Origin of the sequence: Thiofilum sp., from assembly GCF_016711335.1 — a bacterium.
Lineage (GTDB): Bacteria > Pseudomonadota > Gammaproteobacteria > Thiotrichales > Thiotrichaceae > Thiofilum.
Map to the genome: position 1 here is coordinate 2,820,288 of NZ_JADJTF010000001.1, position 18,174 is coordinate 2,838,461.

Below are 18,174 nucleotides of genomic sequence, written 5' to 3' on the forward strand. Positions count from 1 at the left end.
AACTATAAGGATCTAAAGATGAATTTTACCACCATTGAGTTTGCGATTGAGCAGGGTATTGCTACTTTGACTTTAAATCGCCCCGATAGCTTAAATAGCTTTACTACCGTAATGCACGCCGAGGTGCGTGAGGCTTTAGCACAAGTTCAAGCTGAGAGTAGTGTGCGTTGCTTATTGATCACAGGTAAGGGGCGTGGTTTTTGTGCGGGACAAGATTTGAATGATCGTGCGGTGGATCCTAATGCCCCCATGCCTGATTTAGGTGAGTCTTTAGAGCAGCGCTATAACCCACTGATTCGCACTTTAAAAGCCTTACCGATACCGATTGTTTGCGCGGTTAATGGGGTGGCAGCAGGGGCTGGCGCTAACCTTGCTTTTGCTTGTGATATTGTCTTAGCTGCTCGTTCGGCCGCGTTTATTCAAGCCTTTTGTAAGATTGGCTTAGTACCTGATTCGGGAGGTACATGGATTTTACCGCGTCTCGTAGGTCCTGCCCGCGCGATGGCTTTAAGCTTATTAGGTGACAAGGTATCCGCTGAGCAAGCGGAGCAATGGGGGATGATTTGGAAAAGTTATCCCGATGATCAATTAATGAGTGAGGCTAAACGTTTGGCGGCTCATTTCGCTACCCAACCGACTAAGGGGCTAGCTTATATCAAACAAGCTATTCAAGCCGCGTCTAATAATACCCTCGATCAACAACTAGATTTAGAACGTGATTTACAGCGCTTAGCGGGGCGTACCTCCGATTATCGTGAAGGGGTGCAAGCATTTTTAGCGAAGCGTGCTCCGCAATTTACAGGACAATAACTATGGCAAGCCTAGGTCAAGATAAAATAGTTGCCGTCATTGGTGCGGGCACAATGGGAGCAGGGGTAGCGCAAGTTGCCGCAGCAGCAGGTCATCCCGTATTACTATTTGATGTAGCCGAAGGTGCTGCACTGAAAGGTATTCAAGGTATTGCAGTTGGTTTAGATAAATTAGTGGTTAAGGGCAAAATGCCTGCTCAAGAGCGCGATGCCTTGGTAGCACGTTTGACCCCAGCTAGTACCTTATCAGAACTTGCTCCTGCTGCTTTGGTGATTGAGGCGATTGTGGAAAAGCTAGAGGTCAAGCAAAGCCTATTTAAACAGCTAGAGGCAATAGTTGCTCAGGATACTATTATAGCGAGTAATACCTCTTCCTTATCCATTACGGCTATAGGCTCAGCCTTACAGCATCCAGAGCGGCTAGTCGGTATGCACTTTTTTAACCCTGCTCCGATTATGAAATTAGTAGAGGTCATTAGTGGCTTAGCGACGGATAAAGCTATTGCGCATACTGTATTGGATACAGCCAATGCTTGGGGCAAGCAAGCGGTACATGCCCGTTCTACGCCGGGCTTTATTGTCAATCGAGTGGCACGTCCTTTTTATGCGGAGGGATTGCGAGTACTTCAGGAGGGCGGGGCGGATGTAGCTACTATTGATGCCTTAATGCGTGAAAGTGGTGGCTTTCGTATGGGGCCGTTCGAGTTAATGGATTTGATTGGGCATGATGTGAATTATGCCGTGACCTGCTCAGTCCATGCGGCGTATTACTATGATCCACGTTTTACGCCTTCTTTGATTCAAAAAGAGCTGGTGGATGCAGGCTTTTTAGGGCGCAAAACGGGACGTGGTTTTTATGATTACAGCGCTAATGCACACAAACTAGAGCCTCAAACAGCACCAACACTAACGCCTAGCTTTGAAAGTGTCACCTTGATTGGTGATGCACCTTTTGCGCCTACCTTAGTTGATTTATTAACTAAGGCAGGTATTAGCATTGAGCGTGAAGCCAGTGAAGACGGTGCTGAACTGATCCTATTGGCTGGGGATGCCATTATGAGTTTGACTGATGGACGTACCGCCACCCAAATTGCTGAGGAAGAAGGTGAGCGCGATATAGTCCTCTTTGATCTTGCTCTAGATTATGCCAAAGCGACGCGCATAGGGATTGCCGCCGCCGATCAAGCAACTCCACAGGCTTTACAAGATGCTACGGCTTTTTGGCAAGCTTTGGGCAAGCAAGTCTCTATTCTCAATGATATAGCAGGGCTTTGTGTGATGCGCACGGTGTGTATGTTGGCTAATGAGGGCGCGGATGCCGTTAATCAACAGGTTTGTAATGCCCAAGCGGTAGATATTGCCATGCAAGGTGGAGTGAATTACCCAAAAGGACCATTAGCATGGGCGCAGTCCTTAGGGGTGGGTAGAGTGGTGAATGTATTAGATCAGCTCGCCACAGGTTATGGTGAGGATCGTTATCGTACTTCGCCCCTCCTATTACGTCATGCTTTATCAGGGAGAGCCTTGGTATGACCCATCATCATACAACTTTAACACCAGAAGCTTTAGCACAAGCCTGTTCTAATGCTATGCACGCCAATGATAAAGCGACTAATTTCTTAGGGATGCAGATCATTAAAAGTACGCCCGGGTTTGCGCAATTAACTATGCGGGTACGTAATGAAATGCTTAATGGGCATGATGTGTGTCATGGTGGAATGATCTTTACTCTGGCGGATTCTGCTTTTGCCCATGCTTGTAATAACACCAATAAGGTGACCTTAGCTTCAGGGTGCAGTATTGATTTTCTAGCACCCGCACGCGAAGGGGATTTATTAACCGCTACGGCTCAGGAGCGCTCTCGTTCGGGACGTACCGGAGTCTATGACATTGAAGTGCAACGCCAAGACGGTACTTTGATTGCACTCTTTCGTGGACGTTCTTATCAACTCAAAGGTACGGTTATTCCAGAGGAGACTGCTGTATGAAACAAGCATTTATTTGTGATCCGATTCGTACCGCCATTGGGCGCTATGGTGGCTCACTAGCTGAAGTCCGTACCGATGATTTAGCGGCTATTCCCCTAAAGGCACTGATGGAGCGTAATCCGAATGTGGATTGGGCGCAGGTTGATGATGTGATTTTAGGTAATGCTAATCAGGCGGGTGAGTGTAATCGTAATATCGCACGCATGGTGGTATTGCTGGCAGGTTTACCTACTGCTGTGCCGGGGACTACTGTTAATAGGCTTTGTGGTTCGGGCATGGATGCGGTAGGACTAGCGGCACGCACCATTAAAGCGAGCGAGGCTGAACTCATGATTGCTGGTGGGGCTGAGTCTATGACCCGTGCACCTTTTGTGTTGCCTAAGGCTAGTAGTGCTTGGAGTCGCAATGCCGAAATCTATGATACTACTATTGGCTGGCGCTTCCCCAATGCCAAAATGAAAGAGCTATACGGCACTGAGACCATGCCTGAAACGGCTGAAAATGTGGCGGAGCAGTTTAATATTACCCGTGCTGATCAAGATCTATTTGCTTACCGTTCGCAGCAGCGCACCGCTAAAGCGCAAGCCGATGGGGTATTTGCGGATGAAATTATTCCAGTATTGATTCCGCAAAAGAAGAAAAACCCTTTAGTGTTTAATGTGGATGAGCATAATCGCCCTGATACCACTTTAGAGGGTTTAGCTAAATTACCCACTCCTTTTCGCAAGGGGGGATCAGTCACCGCTGGTAATGCCTCTGGAGTAAATGATGGGGCTTGTGCCATGTTGGTAGCCTCTGAAAATGCTTTGAGACAACATGATTTACAACCTATAGCTCGAATAGTAGGTATGGCAACTGCTGGGGTGGAGCCGCGTATTATGGGTTTTGGCCCTGCTCCGGCTACGCGTAAGGTGTTGGCCCAAACAGGTTTGACTTTGGCACAAATGGAGATCATTGAATTAAATGAAGCCTTTGCAGCACAAGCTTTAGCGGTGATGCGTGATTTAGGTTTGCCTGATGATGCTGAACACGTCAATCCGTATGGGGGAGCAATTGCCTTGGGGCATCCCTTAGGTATGAGTGGCGCTCGGCTGATTACTACCGCAGCACGGCAGCTACAACGGATTAAGGGGCGTTATGCGCTTTGTACGATGTGTATTGGGGTGGGACAAGGTATTGCATTGATTATTGAACGCGTTTAGACCGCAGTAACAAGCACAAACAATAGGAGGAGAGGCATGAGCACTGAGTTATTTCCAGAGGGTGGGTTATCTTCTGTAGAACAAGCTAGCCGAGACGAGTTACAAGCCTTACAGCTTAAACGCCTAAAGTGGACATTAAATCACGCGTATCAAAACTCACCCATGTACCGCAAGAAGTTTGATGCGGCTGGCGTACATCCTGATGATTTAAAAGAATTAAGTGATTTAAGAAAATTCCCTTATACCACCAAACAAGATCTGCGTGAAAACTATCCTTTTAATACCTTTGCTGTGCCGATGGAGCGAGTAGCGCGTATTCATGCGTCTAGCGGTACGACAGGTAAGCCAACTGTAGTAGGTTATACGCAGGGCGATATTTCGCGTTGGGCGGATATGGTCGCGCGTTCTATTTGGGCAGCAGGTGGTAAAGCCGGAGATAAGGTTCATGTCGCCTATGGTTATGGGCTATTTACCGGAGGCTTGGGGGCGCATTATGGGGCTGAACGTTTAGGTTGTACCGTGATTCCTATGTCGGGTGGTCAAACGGAAAAGCAAGTGCAGCTTATTCAGGACTTTAAGCCCGATATTATTATGGTGACTCCTTCCTATTGCCTCAATATTGCGGATGAGTTTGAACGTCAAGGCTTAGATCCTGCACAAAGCTCGCTGCGCATTGGTATTTTTGGTGCGGAGCCATGGACTAATGCCATGCGTCAAGAAATTGAACAGCGCATGGGGATTAGTGCCGTCGATATTTATGGTCTTTCTGAGGTAATGGGACCGGGAGTAGCGCAAGAATTTGGTATAACCAAAGATGGTCCTACGATTTGGGAAGATAGTTTTTATCCTGAAATTATCGATCCGAATACACTAGAGCCTTTAGCGGATGGGGTAGAGGGTGAATTAGTGTTTACCTCATTAGTAAAAGAGGCTATGCCAGTGATTCGTTATCGCACTCGTGACCTCACAACCCTATTACCCGGTAGTGCTTGTGTAATGCGGCGTATGGCTAAGGTAACGGGGCGCAGTGATGACATGATGATTATTCGTGGCGTGAATGTGTTTCCGTCTCAGATTGAAGAGCAAATTCTCAAAGTTGCTGATTTATCCCCACACTATCTAATTGAAATTACCAGAGAAGGTCATTTAGATCATTTAATGGTGAATGTTGAGGTTCGTAGCAATAAAGTGGATAGACCTGCACGTAGCGCAGCAGCTAAAGAGTTACAGCACCATATTAAAGTGATGATTGGTGTCAGTACTAAAGTGGTGATTAAAGATGAAGGCTCGATTGCCCGCTCACAGGGCAAGGCGCAGCGTGTTATTGATCATCGTAAGCAGAGTTAGGTTTAAACAGCAGTGTTTAGAGCCGTAGGTTCAGTTCGTTTTGTAACGGCTCTTTTTTTACTGAGATGGCTGTTTAAATATAAGCGCGGTATTGCGTATCTTGGTGACGCATATGCAAGGACAAACCGAGTGCAGATAGACCGTTGCCATCTAAGACTTGAGCCGCTAGCGGTAAAAATTCGTTTTCTTCAAACTCAGCATGTTTGAAATAGCTTTGAGTTAATTGCTCAATTAAGCCTTGATCTAAAGCAGTGGTTTTGCCTTTAGCGAGTTTTTTTAAGGCAGGCTCTAATTGCGACCATAACTGCTCTAGGTGGCGGTGTTCTTGAGTAAGGCGTTGCGCTTGTTCCTTAATCCGTTGTGCTTGTTGGGGTTCTGCTTTTAAGGGTGCTCGCACGGCCTCGAATAATTCCTCCTCTTCTTCTTTATGATGTTCTAAAACAACCTGATGGAAGAAGTTGATAATTTTTTGCGCCTCTTGTTGGGTTTTGCTGACATCAGCTAGGTGTTTAGGTAAGTCAGCTAATAATTGTAGATGTTTAATGATACCGCTATGGCAACCAGAAAACTCATTAAGCGGATTGGTTTCTACCGAGCTCATAAGCGTACTCCTAGATAAAAGTAGTATTTTTTAAGTGAGTGATTTAAATGATACATTTTTTATGTGGAAATGTATCTACTTGAATCAAATTGTTTGCTAGTGTAAGCATGCTGATGAGCGCGGGTTTTAAAAATAAAGTTTTGTGCTTGTAAATAATTTTTAGCGAAACTAAACTGGTTTTGATCAAAATTAGTTTGTCGGTCTAGGAGGATAGATAATGGAAAAGCAGTTTGCTTCAGTGGCAGATTTAGAGCAAAAGCAAGTGACCTTTGCACGTTTAGATGAAGGCGTCTATGCCTATACCGCTGAAGGTGATCCTAATACTGGCATTATTATTGGCGATGATTCCGTTATGGTAGTCGATACCCAAGCAACCCCTACTATGGCCGCTGATGTGATTCGCCGCATTCGTGAGGTGACTGATTTACCTATTAAGCATGTTGTCTTATCGCATTATCATGCGGTACGGGTATTAGGTGCGTCGGCTTATCAACCTGAAAATATCTATGCTAGCCGTAATACCTACGATCTAATTGTCGAGCGCGGTCAACAAGACTTTGAATCTGAATTAGGGCGTTTTCCGCGCTTATTTGCCGATGTGTCTTCAGTACCCAGTTTAACATGGCCCACTATTGTTTTTGAACGTGAACTTACGGTTTTCATGGGCAAGCGTGAAGTTAAAATTATGCACCTTGGTAAAGGGCATACTAAGGGCGATACCGTGGTATGGCTTCCCAAAGAGAAAATCCTCTTTTCCGGTGATCAAGTAGAGTATGGAGCTACACCTTATACGGGTGATGCTTACCATGAGGAATGGCCCAGTACTTTAGATAAATTAGCAGCACTAAAGCCTGAAAAATTAGTGCCCGGACGAGGGGACGCTCTGCAAACCCCTGAGCAATGTTTAGCGGCTATTGAAGGAACTCGTGATTTCCTGAATCAAATGTATGGTAATGTCAAAAAATGCCGTGCTGCTGGCATGGATTTAGCGGCTACTTATGCCAATACCTATGAGTTACTCAAGCCGCAATTTGGTCATTGGGTGATCTTTGAGCATTGTTTACCGTTTGATATTACTCGCTGTTATGACGAGGCAGGAGAGTATCAGCATCCACGCATATGGACAGCACAGCGCGATACTGAAATGTGGCATTCCCTGCAACAAGTAATAGCCAAGCATTAAGTCAATACTAAAAGTAGTCGCGTGTTGCTTTTTTAGGCTCTATCAACACATCCTTGTTGCCATACTTAGAAATACTCGATCACTTTGCTACTAAGCGCGTTGCACTCTAACCTAAAATGGATGAGCTGGAGGAGAGATTCATGGTCACAACGTATAAAAATCCTGTGTATGAATTTCGGCATAGCCCCGATCAAGATGCACAGCCTCCTGCTCACCATCCGGTGATTATTGTAGGAGGTGGTCCCACGGGCTTGTACTGTGCCCTAGACTTTGCCAAGCAAGGTATTCCGACGGTGGTATTGGATGAGGACAATACGGTTAGTTTTGGTTCGCGTGCACTATGCTTTTCTAAGCGTACTTTAGAAATATTAGATCGTGTCGAGTGTGGGCAGCCAGTGGTCGATAAGGGCGTCACTTGGCAACTAGGCAAGGTGTTTTTTCATGACCGCCAAGTATATGAATTTAATCTATTGCCAGAAGATGGTCATGAACGCCCCGCCTTTGTGAATATTCAGCAGTATTATCCTGAGGAATATTTAGTTAATCGCATTCAAAAAACGCCTGCCATTGATTTGCGTTGGCAAAGTAAGGTAACGCAAGTACGCCGCCAAGGTGAGCACGTCATCATTACGGTACAAACGCCAGAGGGTCAATATACTATGACCTGCGACTATGTATTAGTCGCGGATGGTGCGAATAGTCCGATTCGAGAGAGCTTAGGTCTACCTTCAACGGGGCAAGTATTTAATGATACTTTTCTGATTGCCGATATTTTAATGAAGGCTGATTTTCCTACCGAGCGTTGGTTTTGGTTTGATCCACCATTTCATCCCGGACAATCCGTATTACTCCATAAACAACCCGATGGTTGTTGGCGCATTGATTTTCAATTAGGAGCGGGTGCTGATCGGCACGCATGGAAGCAGCCTGAAAAGGTACGTCCGCTAATTCAAGCGATGTTAGGTGCTGATATTGAGTTTGAATTTGAATGGCTGAGTGTGTATAGCTTTCGTTGTCGGCGTATGGAGTCGTTTATTCATGAACAGCGTATTTTATTCGTAGGAGATGCCGCCCATCAGGTGTCTCCCTTTGGTGCGCGTGGTGCGAATGGTGCATTGCAAGCAGCGGAAAATCTAGTGTGGAAACTCGTTCGCGTACTAAAAGGTCAAGCCCCGCAAGCTCTATTAACCACCTATGATCAAGAACGCAGTCACGGTGCAGATGAAAATATACTCAACTCCAGTCGTGCTACTGACTTTATCACTCCTAAAAATCGTATGACCCGCCTGTTCCGCGATACTGTTTTAGAATTAGCGGAGCATTATCCTTTTGCTCGCCCTTTGGTCAATAGTGGACGCTTGTCTGTGCCTTGTGTCTATGATGGTTCAGTGCTTAATACGCCAGACCAGATTCAAGATGGTTTTGGACCTAAGCAACGTCCGGGTTTAGTATGTAAGGACGCACCGATTGTGCAGGGCGGTAAATCTGCTTGGTTATTGCGCCAACTAGGGGATCGGTTTGTTTTACTGGTTGATGGGCGCGAAGTCAATGAGGCCGCTATAACTGAATTAGCTCAAGAGCAGGATTTAACTGTGCTAGTGCTGGATCGTGATATACAAGATGTGGAGGGCAAAGTACGTGAGCGCTATGAGCTACAGCCCAATACTGCCTATTTAATTCGCCCTGATCAGCATGTTGCAGCCCGTTGGCGCCAGTGGTCAGTGGCTGCGGTCAAACAAGCTATGGCACGAGCACTAGGTAAGGAGTTAGTATGAATCAATTAATCTTAACCCCCCATTTTACCGATCCTGACGCTTTTTATGCAGCCTTGGCGGATATGCACCGTGCAGGTGACGATGAACTGAGTCAACGTATGAATGCTCGTTTGATTTTATTGTTGGCTAATCATATTGGTGATCAAAAGGTATTAGTGGAGGCGATTAGAATTGCAGCACAAGTTAATGAGGGTCATTAACCGTAATAAGTTAAATCTAATATTAATCTCCTTGTTTTGCATGTTCTTTCTCGATAGGTCAAATATCAAAAGCTGGTATTCATGAGCGCTTTAGTCTATGAATAACGCATACATGATAAAATATTTATATCTCATGCCGAGTACTTTGACCTCTATTAGGAGATTCATTCAATGAAGGGCATTTTTCCTCTTGTTGCAACCTTTCTCACCCTAACTACTACCACTACGTGGGCCGCTAATACCGAGCCTTTAAGCTTTTGCGAAAAATACGCGCTCGAAGCGTCTACCCAAGTGGATACCAATAAAAGTGCTAGCTGTGGCTTGAGTGGGGCGCTATGGAATAAAGGCTATTTAGACCAAGTTAGTTGGTGCAAAACAGTCAAACCTGCTGAAGCTGACAAAGCTAATGCGCAGCGCTCGGATCAAATTGTGCAATGCTTAGCTAAGCAAGTTATGACGGGTAAAGCACTCAAAGGCGATAAACAAGATAATAGTATGCTGGTGAGCTTTATGGTGGGGCGCTATCTCAAGCCTGCCACTGAGTGGTATATGGGGATGGAGCAAGTACTGTTACCTCAGGGGCGTCCTTTAACCGCAGCAGAAAAAAATTTAGCGGCTAAGGTGGGTGTCAAAAATGCTTATAAGGTAAGAGTAGTGGTAACAGATAATATGCCTGTACCCAATGATTTATTGGGTAGTATGGCTGTATTATTTAAATCCAATACTGCACGAGAAACAGGTCGAGCGATGGGTTATGCCTTATTAATGCGCCCGCAATATGCGAATAATCAACAGTTGCTCGCGCATTTATTAGGTTATGTCGCTAAGATTGAGCAAGTAGGTCATCGAGCCTTCTTGGAGCAATACGCCACTGAAATGCTCATTGATGGCTATAACCAATCCAAATTAGTTAAAGAAGCCGCACACGCTGCTAAGTAAAATAAATAACCATGAAAACAGTCGTCATTGGGATTTTAGGTTCACGTTTGGATCATCAGGGCTTAGGGCAGCGACGCTGGAATCGCTGGCGTCCGTCTATTTCTATTTTGCTCCAAGATCAATTTCCGGTAGATAAGTTTTTACTGCTCTATCATCCCAATGAGCGCCAACTAGCGGAACTTACTTTAGCCGATATGCGCGAATTACGTCCGGGCATTGAGGCAATAGGCTATGCGGTCAATTATGATGATCCTTGGGATTTTGGGCAGGTGTATGAGCAACTGCATGGTTTTACTCGTGAATATGAGTTTGACCCTGAGCGTGAACGCTATTTAGTGCATATCACTACCGGGACACATGTGGCGCAGATTTGCCTATTCTTATTAGTCGAGGCGAATTTTATTCCGGGGCAATTGCTGCAAACTTCACCTCAAGGCGAGCAACGCAATCACCCACAAGGCAATTGCTTTATTATCGATCTGAATCTCACGCGCTATGATCAAATTGCTATGCGCTTTGAGCGTGAAGCACAAGAAGCGATTGCCTATTTAAAAAGCGGTATCGCCACGCGCAATGCTGATTTCAATGCGCTGATTTCACAGATTGAGCAGGTATCAATTAAATCCACTGCACCCATATTAATCACGGGTGCGACAGGGGCGGGAAAATCACAACTCGCTAAACGTATTTATGAGCTAAAAAAGCAACGGGGACAATTATCGGGGCGTTTAGTCGAGGTCAATTGTGCAACTCTGCGCGGTGATAATGCAATGTCGGCGCTGTTTGGGCATGTGAAAGGGGCTTATACCGGAGCTGTACACGAGCGACTCGGCTTATTGCGTGAGGCACATAAGGGTTTGTTGTTTTTAGATGAGATTGGCGAGTTGGGTTTAGATGAGCAGGCGATGCTATTACGTGCCATTGAAGATAAAACCTTTATGCCTTTGGGGAGTGATCGTGAGGTTAGTAGCGATTTTCAATTGATTGCGGGCACGAATCGCCACTTAGTCGAGCGCGTGAAGCAGGGTCTATTTCGTGAAGACTTATTAGCGCGGATCAATCTGTGGAGTTATACCTTACCTTCGCTTAAGGAGCGCATTGAGGATTTAGAGCCGAATATTGAACATGAATTGCAGCAATTCACTTATAAGATGGGATATAAGGTCAGCTTTAATCAGGCGGCTCGTGAAAAGTATTTAAATTTTGCCCATTCGCTTGAAGCCTTATGGCAGGCTAATTTTCGTGATTTAAATTCTAGTATTACGCGCATGGCTACACTGGCGAGTGGGGGGCGGATTAACGAGGATATTGTACAAGGCGAGATTGCGCGTTTACGCTCGGATTGGAGTGGCTATCAAGCGCAACGTACTGACTCAGCGGATACGGCTTTATTATTGCAGGTGTTAGACGGCGAGGCTTTAGAGCAAATTGATGTGTTTGATCGGGTGCAATTGGCGGCAGTGATCAAAGTCTGTAGGCAATGCAAAACCTTAGCGGAAGCAGGTCGCACTCTATTTCAAGTGAGCCGTACCCAAAAAACCAGCTCGAATGATTCGCATCGGGTAAGGGCTTATTTGCAGCGCTTTGGTTTGACGTTTGAGCAGGTGTGTGATAGGAATCGTGATTGATATATATAGACAGCAGGCTAGAGAGTGATGATTTTTTGTCTGGCTGTTAATTAGTTTTAAGCTAGTACAAAGCTTATGAATCCTAGTTCAAAACGGTCATACCCAAGATTTTGGCTGCTTTATTTAAATGCTTGTCAAAACAGGCAAATACCAAGGGTTGTGGCATGATTTGCAGACTAATCGCTTCTGCCGCTGCCAAATGAATGCTGTCGTAACCCCGCAAACCAAACTGATCAGCCAGATTGCCCGCCCGTTTGACTAGCATTTCAGTGGGCAAAATCACATTCAAGGTTTGCCAATCATTATCGATAATGGGTAATAGTTGGGCTTTTTGGGGGGCATCTAGACGTTGCATACGCTGCGCTTTTGCCAAAGCTGCACGTAATTCAGCGTAAGCAATTAGGTGGGTGCAAGTCTGTTCTGCTTGTTCAACCGCTGCATGGACTGTTTCTGAACCGTCCTCTTCCACATACAATTTCAACCATGCGGAAGTATCGAGATAGAGTAGGGGGATGCTCATAAACGGTCTTCCAGCAGTAAGTCACTTAACGACACGCCTTCGGTTAAGCGGATACGCTGTGCGGCAGGTAAGCCTAGTTTTTTGCCACTTTGCCCACGCCTTACCCATGCTAGTTTATCCAGTGGTTGTGAAGTACGAAGCTGCAAGTTGGGGGCTAGCCGAGTCAAACGTGCTACCGGATTGCCGTGAGTGGTGACAATGATTTCTTCACCTGCTTGAGCATATTTCAGGTATTCAGAAAAGCGGTTTTTAAGTTCACGGACAGCAACGTGCATAACAGTCATCTCATTTGTAGCTACATTTTTCTATTGTAGACACAGATTAAGGTGTTTGCACTATAAAAAATGAGAGGATGCTTTCTTCAATCCCCTTCATTCTCTTTTTGTTTACTCTGCAAAAATCAGATTTCAGGTTAAATTAAACTTTTACAACTAGCGACATGTATAAGCCCGTTTAGCTTACACTAGGCGGGTAAGTTGATTAAAAGTTTGTGGCTACTGTTCTTTTTTCGGGGCAAATTCTACTGTCACATTGACAGCGCCTTCAGCTTTACCGCTGGTAATATATGGAATACCCATTTCTCCACCTAAAGTCACGCCAAATTCTAACGTAACCTTTTCAACATTGCCTAAAGGCGAATTTTTTAAGGCTTGAGCCGCAGTATCAGACATGGCTCGAATAATATCGCCTAATTTATCTACTGCTTTGTGAGCTAAATTAGATGAGGAGTCACCGCCCTTTCTTTCATAGCCTCCACCACGCGTTACCTCAGAATTTGTAGAGGAGGGAATATCAGCAAAATGAACATGCTCATTAACTTGTACATAAACCCATTGCCCATTTTCTAATTCCACCGCTTTTAAAGTTGCCATAGATTTTACCTTTGGTATTGAGTGCTTTTCATACTATCATAAATAAATCTGCTGTCACGGAGAAACCCCATGCCCCGCCGTATTGCCCTCATTATTGGTGTGAGTCAATATAATAATTCTCGTACTGGACTAGCTAACCTTGTTGCACCTGTAACCGATGCTCAAACTATTTATGACGTATTATATCAATACGGTGATTTTGATTCGTTACAAACTTTGCCTTTAGGGACGCAGGGTGTTGATAGCTCTGGATTTGTTTATGCTACCGAACTATTAGAGCGTATCAAAGAGCTCTTTAATCCTTCTACTACTGATGAAGTGGAATTGGCCGTTATCTATTTTTCAGGTCATGGGGTATCAGATCGCGGGCAAGTGGTCTATCTCTCTGCTAGTGATGAGCGTTTAGCAGTCGCTTTATCGTGGCTTGCCAATCTTGCTAAGAGCAGCTCTATTCAAAATATCTGTATTTGGTTGGATTGTTGTTACAGTGGTGAAATTTTAGAGTTTGCTGAGTTAGGGGATAAGGGTTTTTGTGTGGTAGCAGCTTCACACGCTCAAGGTGAAGCATTAGCTAAGGGCGGACACAGTTTACTAACGGATTTATTGTGTAGAGCACTCATTCCCACCCCCGAAACAAGACAAGAAATTCGTGTACTAGATTTTATTCAAACTATTGAGGCAGAACGTAAAAATTTGCCGCAACAAGTGTTATGTCGCTGGGGCAATCAACCTTTTACCTTAACCCAGTGGCAGGGTGAAGTAGCTATTCGTTCCCCTTACCCACCTGACTATCCTCCCTATAAAGGTTTACTCACTTTCCAAGCTACCGACCAATCCTTCTTTTTTGGACGTGATGCTATGGTTCAACAGTTGTTGGATCGGTTGAGTAGTAGTCGTTTTGTACCGTTATTGGGTGCATCAGGTAGTGGTAAGTCTTCGTTGGTATTAGCGGGTTTATTGCCACAATTAGTTAAAGATGATTGGCAAATTGTGGTTATGCGTCCCGCAGCTCAGCCTTTGCAAAGTTTGCGTGATGTTCTAGTACGTAGTTTTCCAGATAAAACGATGGGGTCTATAGCTAACAGTGTTGATTTAGAACGAGAACTAGGGCAAGTAGTAGGGGAAGGTAAGCAGTTCCTGTTGGTGATTGATCAATTTGAGGAGGTGTTTACAGAGTGCCGGAGTGAGATGGATCGCACTGCATTTTTTGCCTGTTTGCTGGAAGCTGTAAAGGGTGACAATGCTCTGCATATAGTTTTGACCTTACGTTCCGATTTTTTGGGGCATTGTACTGAGCAGATTTATTCGGGTTTGGGGCAGCGTTTACAACAGGATGCGCTGTTCTTAATTGCACTTAGTGCGAGTGAGTTGCGCGAGGTGATTACTCGTCCGTTAGCATTGGTGGGTATGCGTTGTGAGCAGGCATTAGAAGATGAGTTGGTTGATCAAATTCTACATGAAAAAGGCAGTTTGCCCTTATTGCAGTATGTGTTGGAAAAGCTTTGGCAAACTGCACGGCAACAAGGCTGCCGCGAATTAACGCTATCTATGTACCAGAGTCTAGGTGGACAACAGGGTGGTGGGTTGCGCGGGGTATTGAATGAAAAAGCCGATGCGTTTTATCAGCAACTTGAGCCACAACAACAGCGCTTAATGGAATGGTTGATGGTGGAGTTGGTGGGAAATGGACAAGAGGACATACGCCGTACTGTAACTTTGCAAGAGCTTCATCAGCGTCAGCCTGACTATGTGGAGGCATTAGATCAGTTGTTAGCTCAACTGGTTACGCAGGAGCGTTTGTTGATTCAAGATCAGGATAATCAGGGGTTAGCTACGGTGACAGTAGCGCATGAGGCTTTGATTCGAGATTGGCAGCGGTTGCGGGGTTGGTTAGAAACGAATAGGGAGATTAAAAGCTGGCGGTTGCGTTTGGAAGACAGTATTGCCGCATGGAAGAATAAGGTTAGTGGTAGTTTGTTGCGGGAAAGACGGTTAGCGGAAGCCCAGCAGATCATTGATAGAAATTCTGATTCTTTACTGATTGGGAAGCATGAGCGGGCATTTATTGCTGCGAGTCAAGCTGATGCTAAACGGCGCAAACAATGGCAGTTAGGGGCGGTGACTGTATTCATTGGGGTGTTACTGGTAGGAGTATTGGCGACACTATGGCAAGCGAATAAAGCTGAGGAGAGACGGCAAGAGGCTGAGAAGAAAACATTAGAAGCAAGTTATAATTTAGCAAAAGTTTTTGAAGAAAAATCTTTATTAACTCTCAATAAGTGGCAAGAAGAAAAAGATCCTATTCTTATACGGCAAGCTTGGCTTTATGCGCTTGAGGCACTAAAGAATTTATCACAAAAAGAAAATGCCATATTACATCCAGATTTATCTAGTAGACTAGCTGCTATAAATGAGCAAGATTTACTGATTGAGCTTAAAAAAATATCGACTCACCAGATTGATTCTATTCTAACATATAGTCCTGATGGAAAAACAATAGCCGCATCTGCTAATGACACAGTAATGTTATGGGATTCGATATCTGGTAACTTTATAAAAACAATAGGAGGTTATCTGCCTGACATAAAAACGTTAGCCTATAATCCAGATGGAAAAACAATAGCCATAGCAAATTCTAATGAAATAAGACTTTGGGATTTAAAAAATGATAAAAATATTGGGACTATATATTTAAATGATTTATCAGCTAGTGAAATAATATATAGTCCAGATGGAAAAATAATTACATCTTTATTTAATGAAGATAATTATTTTTCTAGTACTGTCAATCTGTGGAGTTCTACTAATGGCAAACTTATAAAAAAACTAAATGTCGATAGGAAAATAGAGGCATTAGCTTATAACTTAAGTGGTAAAATCATGGCATCCTCTTTCAGTAATAATACAGTAAAAATATGGGATGTGGAAAGTGGTGAGAGTATTAGAACCCTGAATAATATCTCAGCTAGTATTTTAGTTTATGGTTCTGGGAATAATGCTATCATTTTTGGTTATGGAGGTTTGCAAATTTGGGATTTTGAGAAAGGAGTTCTGCTAAAAGATATAAAGGATATAACTGAAGTAACCTCTATAGTTTTTAATAAAAATAGCTTTATTATCGGTTCAAAGGATGGTTCAATATATTTACTAAGCGAGACTACAAAACTGCACAAGAAAATTATAAACAATCAGCAACCTGTTCATGCGTTAGCATGTAGCCCCGATGGGAAAACAATCATTGCTCAAGATAGTAATAAAGTTATTTATGAATGGACTTTATCTTCGGATGGTCTCTATTATCATCAAAACCAATCGCTAAGTAACGGGTTTTTAAGTCATATGCTCGTATACAGTAGTGATGGAAAAAAGATATTTTCGAGTAATGGTTCGACTATTCAAAGTTGGGACGCGGCTACAGGTGATATATTAGACTCAATTCAGTTTTCTAGTAACCTTATTAACCTACCTATAGGATATAGCTTAGATGGTAAAGTAACCTTACATCAGTTATTTGATGGAACATTACAGTTATTTGATGCGGAAACAAAAAAAATATTTAGAACTTTGGAAATCCCTCGATCAAGATCAATCTATATTGGTTCTTTTCCACCAGTAGCTTTCAGTCCAGATCGCCGTATGATTGCAATTGGGAAATTAAGTAGTATATTTTTGTGGGACATAAATAGTGGAAAAATTATAAATGAAATAAATACAAAGCTTTATATTAATTCAATTATGTTTAGTCCGGACAACAAGTTTATAGCTTTAAGTTCTTTTGATGAGAAAGGAGTACAGATATGGAACATAGAGTCTAATATAATCGCGGGACCTATCGAAATTAAAAACTATACATCTTTACATGTTAGTAATAATTTTTTTGCTTTCAGCCCAGATAGCTCAACAATTGCTATTGCTACATCAAAAAACATCGAATTGTGGGATTTTAAAAAAGCCACTCTACTCAAAGTCTTAGATTTTGGTTTAAAGAGTAGCATACGTAATTTAATATACAGTCCGAATGGTAAAAGAGTAACCGCAAGCTTTGCTGGTGGAGAGGTTAAGTCATGGGATACAACTAATGCAAATCTAGTACAAAATTATTTTGTCGATGAAAGCTTATTTGGTTTAGCATATAGTCCTGACGGCAAAAACATGGTGGGTGCTTCATTAAAAGGCTTAATATGGTTAAATATAAGTTTAAGCGAAAAGAGTTATGAGGCCAATATAGAAAAATATAAAGATATAGTTCGAAAAAATGAGCATTATACAGACATCAGCGCAAGCAGTCCTAATAGTATAACTCTTGCTTATGTTAATAAATATATAGACCCGAATGTAATACGTTTAACTGACAATAATATGGGTGGAAAGGATAAAATGTCTTTGCGTCATGGCTATAATGGTTATGTCACAGCGGTAGTTTGGAGAGCGGATGGTACAATAATTGCTTCGGGTTCTGATGACGGTATAATAAAGTTATGGAATGCTCATACAGGAGAGTTGCTAAAAACCTTACAGGGACACACTGAAGCCATACGAGATATACTTTTCAGTCCTGATGGAAAAGCAATTTTCTCCTCATCATCGGATAAAACAATAAAGGTATGGGATTCTGAAAGAGGTATTGCTTTGTATACCCTACAAGGAAAAATAATTACTGCTGGTCTGCTAAGTTATAGTCCAGACAATAAGATAATCATAAGTAGCGAAGGTCTTGATTTTAATCGAGTCATAGAAGCGTGGGATATGACTAGTCCTTCGTTTCGGCTTATATACGACTTTGATCCTGCCGCAGTATTAGAAGTCTTACGTTTTCTTTGGGAGATGGAGTTAGAAGGACTAGAGTATAAACATAATCCTCTTCCTTATGCTTTATATCCACAGATGGGATATCATATTAGCTTTAATGAAGAAACCCGCAAACTGCGCCCTTTATTGGATGCCCCTCACTCAGATGAAACTAAGCTAGGGCAGGTAGTGCGGTTTTTAGAGGCACAATGTGCTTATAAAAGGCAGGAAGACAAACAGGCTTGTGAAGCCAAGCGTCCTTAATAAACAATAGAGTTATCCGTGCTTTAGCTCGTTTCCTAGTAAGTTTAGATGACAATAC

Annotated in this window: 15 protein-coding genes; 11 read left to right on the forward strand and 4 right to left on the reverse strand. The window is 43.4% G+C overall.

Features of this window, described 5'->3' with window-relative positions; all coding sequences use genetic code 11:
• The first annotated feature begins 18 nt into the window (after positions 1–18).
• Genes paaG through paaK form a run of 5 tightly spaced genes read left to right on the forward strand, consistent with a single transcriptional unit; the run spans position 19 to position 5,346 of the window.
• Positions 19–810, forward strand: a complete 792-nt coding sequence (paaG, locus tag IPL34_RS13450; RefSeq protein WP_296841960.1) for a 2-(1,2-epoxy-1,2-dihydrophenyl)acetyl-CoA isomerase PaaG — start codon at positions 19–21, stop codon at positions 808–810.
• Positions 811–812: 2 nt separating this feature from the next.
• Positions 813–2,342, forward strand: coding sequence for a 3-hydroxyacyl-CoA dehydrogenase PaaH (gene paaH / locus IPL34_RS13455; protein ID WP_296841961.1), 1,530 nt, complete (start codon positions 813–815; stop codon positions 2,340–2,342).
• Positions 2,339–2,797 carry a hydroxyphenylacetyl-CoA thioesterase PaaI gene (gene paaI / locus IPL34_RS13460; RefSeq protein ID WP_296841962.1) on the forward strand — a complete coding sequence of 153 codons (459 nt, stop codon included), beginning with the start codon at positions 2,339–2,341 and terminating at the stop codon, positions 2,795–2,797. The genes paaH and paaI overlap by 4 nt, the downstream gene beginning before the upstream one ends.
• Positions 2,794–3,999: a 3-oxoadipyl-CoA thiolase gene (pcaF, locus tag IPL34_RS13465; RefSeq protein ID WP_296841963.1), complete on the forward strand. Its 1,206-nt coding sequence runs from the start codon at positions 2,794–2,796 to the stop codon at positions 3,997–3,999. The genes paaI and pcaF overlap by 4 nt, the downstream gene beginning before the upstream one ends.
• Before the next feature lie 36 nt (positions 4,000–4,035).
• On the forward strand, positions 4,036–5,346 hold the full coding sequence (gene paaK / locus IPL34_RS13470; protein ID WP_296841964.1) for a phenylacetate--CoA ligase PaaK: 1,311 nt from the start codon (positions 4,036–4,038) through the stop codon (positions 5,344–5,346).
• Between the two features lie 73 nt (positions 5,347–5,419).
• On the opposite strand, the gene IPL34_RS13475 is transcribed toward paaK, so the two are convergent.
• Positions 5,420–5,947, reverse strand: a complete 528-nt coding sequence (locus IPL34_RS13475; protein WP_296841965.1) for a hemerythrin domain-containing protein — start codon at positions 5,945–5,947, stop codon at positions 5,420–5,422.
• A 217-nt stretch (positions 5,948–6,164) separates the two neighbouring features.
• Between IPL34_RS13475 and IPL34_RS13480 the strand changes: the two genes are divergently transcribed.
• The 5 genes from IPL34_RS13480 (at position 6,165) to rtcR (ending at position 11,672) form a co-directional block, all read left to right on the forward strand.
• Positions 6,165–7,130 carry an MBL fold metallo-hydrolase gene (locus IPL34_RS13480; protein ID WP_296841966.1) on the forward strand — a complete coding sequence of 322 codons (966 nt, stop codon included), beginning with the start codon at positions 6,165–6,167 and terminating at the stop codon, positions 7,128–7,130.
• A 140-nt stretch (positions 7,131–7,270) separates the two neighbouring features.
• Positions 7,271–8,905, forward strand: coding sequence for an FAD-dependent oxidoreductase (locus tag IPL34_RS13485; RefSeq protein ID WP_296841967.1), 1,635 nt, complete (start codon positions 7,271–7,273; stop codon positions 8,903–8,905).
• A complete protein-coding gene (locus IPL34_RS13490; protein WP_296841968.1) occupies positions 8,902–9,105 on the forward strand; it encodes a DUF2783 domain-containing protein in 204 nt (67 codons plus the stop codon). Before IPL34_RS13485 ends, IPL34_RS13490 begins: the two co-directional genes overlap by 4 nt.
• A gap of 171 nt (positions 9,106–9,276) precedes the next feature.
• Positions 9,277–10,044 carry a hypothetical protein gene (locus IPL34_RS13495; RefSeq protein ID WP_296841969.1) on the forward strand — a complete coding sequence of 256 codons (768 nt, stop codon included), beginning with the start codon at positions 9,277–9,279 and terminating at the stop codon, positions 10,042–10,044.
• A gap of 11 nt (positions 10,045–10,055) precedes the next feature.
• Positions 10,056–11,672 (forward strand): RNA repair transcriptional activator RtcR, encoded by a 1,617-nt coding sequence (rtcR, locus tag IPL34_RS13500; RefSeq protein WP_296841970.1) that lies wholly within the window; start codon positions 10,056–10,058, stop codon positions 11,670–11,672.
• 82 nt (positions 11,673–11,754) lie between these two features.
• On the opposite strand, the gene IPL34_RS13505 is transcribed toward rtcR, so the two are convergent.
• From IPL34_RS13505 to IPL34_RS13515, 3 genes are all read right to left on the reverse strand, one after another.
• Positions 11,755–12,192, reverse strand: coding sequence for a type II toxin-antitoxin system VapC family toxin (locus IPL34_RS13505; RefSeq protein ID WP_296841971.1), 438 nt, complete (start codon positions 12,190–12,192; stop codon positions 11,755–11,757).
• The gene (locus IPL34_RS13510; protein ID WP_296841972.1) at positions 12,189–12,467 is read right to left on the reverse strand and encodes a type II toxin-antitoxin system Phd/YefM family antitoxin; all 279 of its coding nucleotides are present in this window, start codon (positions 12,465–12,467) and stop codon (positions 12,189–12,191) included. Before IPL34_RS13510 ends, IPL34_RS13505 begins: the two co-directional genes overlap by 4 nt.
• Before the next feature lie 219 nt (positions 12,468–12,686).
• Positions 12,687–13,064, reverse strand: a complete 378-nt coding sequence (locus IPL34_RS13515; RefSeq protein ID WP_296841973.1) for a CU044_2847 family protein — start codon at positions 13,062–13,064, stop codon at positions 12,687–12,689.
• A gap of 69 nt (positions 13,065–13,133) precedes the next feature.
• Between IPL34_RS13515 and IPL34_RS13520 the strand changes: the two genes are divergently transcribed.
• Positions 13,134–18,116, forward strand: a complete 4,983-nt coding sequence (locus IPL34_RS13520; protein ID WP_296841974.1) for a caspase family protein — start codon at positions 13,134–13,136, stop codon at positions 18,114–18,116.
• The last annotated feature ends 58 nt before the right edge of the window (positions 18,117–18,174 follow it).

Excerpts from the sequence above, each read along its gene's own strand:
- paaG (WP_296841960.1), top strand. The coding sequence starts at position 19 with ATGAATTTTACCACCATTGAGTTTGCGATTGAGCAGGGTATTGCTACT.
- paaH (WP_296841961.1), top strand. The coding sequence starts at position 813 with ATGGCAAGCCTAGGTCAAGATAAAATAGTTGCCGTCATTGGTGCGGGC.
- paaI (WP_296841962.1), top strand. The coding sequence starts at position 2,339 with ATGACCCATCATCATACAACTTTAACACCAGAAGCTTTAGCACAAGCC.
- pcaF (WP_296841963.1), top strand. The coding sequence starts at position 2,794 with ATGAAACAAGCATTTATTTGTGATCCGATTCGTACCGCCATTGGGCGC.
- paaK (WP_296841964.1), top strand. The coding sequence starts at position 4,036 with ATGAGCACTGAGTTATTTCCAGAGGGTGGGTTATCTTCTGTAGAACAA.
- IPL34_RS13475 (WP_296841965.1), bottom strand. The coding sequence starts at position 5,947 with ATGAGCTCGGTAGAAACCAATCCGCTTAATGAGTTTTCTGGTTGCCAT.
- IPL34_RS13480 (WP_296841966.1), top strand. The coding sequence starts at position 6,165 with ATGGAAAAGCAGTTTGCTTCAGTGGCAGATTTAGAGCAAAAGCAAGTG.
- IPL34_RS13485 (WP_296841967.1), top strand. The coding sequence starts at position 7,271 with ATGGTCACAACGTATAAAAATCCTGTGTATGAATTTCGGCATAGCCCC.
- IPL34_RS13490 (WP_296841968.1), top strand. The coding sequence starts at position 8,902 with ATGAATCAATTAATCTTAACCCCCCATTTTACCGATCCTGACGCTTTT.
- IPL34_RS13495 (WP_296841969.1), top strand. The coding sequence starts at position 9,277 with ATGAAGGGCATTTTTCCTCTTGTTGCAACCTTTCTCACCCTAACTACT.
- rtcR (WP_296841970.1), top strand. The coding sequence starts at position 10,056 with ATGAAAACAGTCGTCATTGGGATTTTAGGTTCACGTTTGGATCATCAG.
- IPL34_RS13505 (WP_296841971.1), bottom strand. The coding sequence starts at position 12,192 with ATGAGCATCCCCCTACTCTATCTCGATACTTCCGCATGGTTGAAATTG.
- IPL34_RS13510 (WP_296841972.1), bottom strand. The coding sequence starts at position 12,467 with ATGCACGTTGCTGTCCGTGAACTTAAAAACCGCTTTTCTGAATACCTG.
- IPL34_RS13515 (WP_296841973.1), bottom strand. The coding sequence starts at position 13,064 with ATGGCAACTTTAAAAGCGGTGGAATTAGAAAATGGGCAATGGGTTTAT.
- IPL34_RS13520 (WP_296841974.1), top strand. The coding sequence starts at position 13,134 with ATGCCCCGCCGTATTGCCCTCATTATTGGTGTGAGTCAATATAATAAT.